1 tRNA gene and 1 pseudogene are annotated in these 1,252 nt (G+C 60.8%); both read right to left on the bottom strand.

Going from position 1 to position 1,252, the window contains the following annotated elements:
* Nucleotides 1-273 precede the first annotated feature (273 nt).
* Nucleotides 274-939, bottom strand: a pseudogene (locus GWC77_RS27840) (site-specific integrase); the annotation flags it as partial.
* Between the two features lie 120 nt (nucleotides 940-1,059).
* A tRNA-Ala gene (locus GWC77_RS27835) sits at nucleotides 1,060-1,125 on the bottom strand.
* Nucleotides 1,126-1,252 lie beyond the last annotated feature (127 nt).

Here is a 1,252-nt window from a genome sequence, read left to right as displayed (position 1 = left end):
GCGGCCGGCTTTGACCAACTCGACCATCTGCGCCCGAAATTCCGGCGCGTAGGGGTTGTGGTGCTTTCCCATGGCAGGCACCTCCTGTTCCAAAGGATAGGTGTCCACGAAACCGGGTCAACTCCAACCACCGACAAGGCACCCCGATGACGGGGGACTGCTCGGCGCGGCGTGGCGGCAGCGGTTCCGGGCTACGCCCTTCACCGCTGCCGCCACGCCAGTACTCTCATCCTGATTTGACGCGCTGCTCTCATCTTGTTTGACGCGCGGCACCCACTGGAGATCGACGATTTCCCCGCGTCGCATCGCCGTTTCGACGGCGAGCCAAATAATGGCAGGCAGCAAGTCCGAACCACTTGCCGCCACGACACGCTCCAACTCCCCGGCTTCCGTTTGACGAGCAGACTCCGTGTCGGATTCGGCAACAGCGATCCGGCGGGTGCGTGCATTGTTGGGGGGTGGCTTGCGCACCAGCTCGAGGGGATTGAGCAGACTTTCCATGCCCCATTCCTTCCGGGCGAAGCTGAAGACATGGGAGAGGACAGCGAGACGCCGCACCACGCTGGCTGGCTTCAGTGGAGGATTGGTCTGTTTCAACCAATCGTCCCTCAGTTTGGCAATGTCCGCGCTTCGCACCGAAGCCATTGGTCTGGACGCGATGACCGTGCTCTTCCACATGCGCAGCAGAGACGCCTCCTGTACGTAGCCCTTCTTGGAGGCGGCGATTTCGCGATCGTATCGATCGAGCGCTTCCGCGAGCGTGGTCGATTCCGCTTCGGCCCGGCTGACGAAGACGCCGCGATCGATCTCCGACTCGATCAGTCGAGCCCAAGCCTCTGCTTCAGCTCGCGTGTTGAACGTCTTGATCTGTACCGGGTAACCCTTGCGGCGAACGCGGGACTGCCACTGGAGATCGCCTCGACGGGTGATAGATGCCATTCACTGCTCCTTAAGTGTTGCGTCCAAGGCTTCGACAGCCCAAGTGGCGCAAAATTGGCGCAATAAATCGAATCTACCAAAGAAAAAGGGCCTAGCCATCGGCTAAGCCCTTGATTCTATTGGTGGAGCGGAGGAGGATCGAACTCCCGACCTTCGCATTGCGAACGCGACGCTCTCCCAGCTTCCGTAAGCGTGTCGCGGGCACCGTCTTGACGGCGGTGTCGTGATGTTCAGTTGGCGTTGTGGAGCTGATCCGCTACGACCCACGGCATGAGTTGGTCCACGCGGTTGATCGGGTGATCAGCGATTCGGG

It is taken from the genome of Paraburkholderia sp. NMBU_R16, from assembly GCF_013282575.1.
Lineage (GTDB): Bacteria > Pseudomonadota > Gammaproteobacteria > Burkholderiales > Burkholderiaceae > Trinickia.
This window is presented reverse-complemented; position numbering and strand designations above follow the sequence as displayed.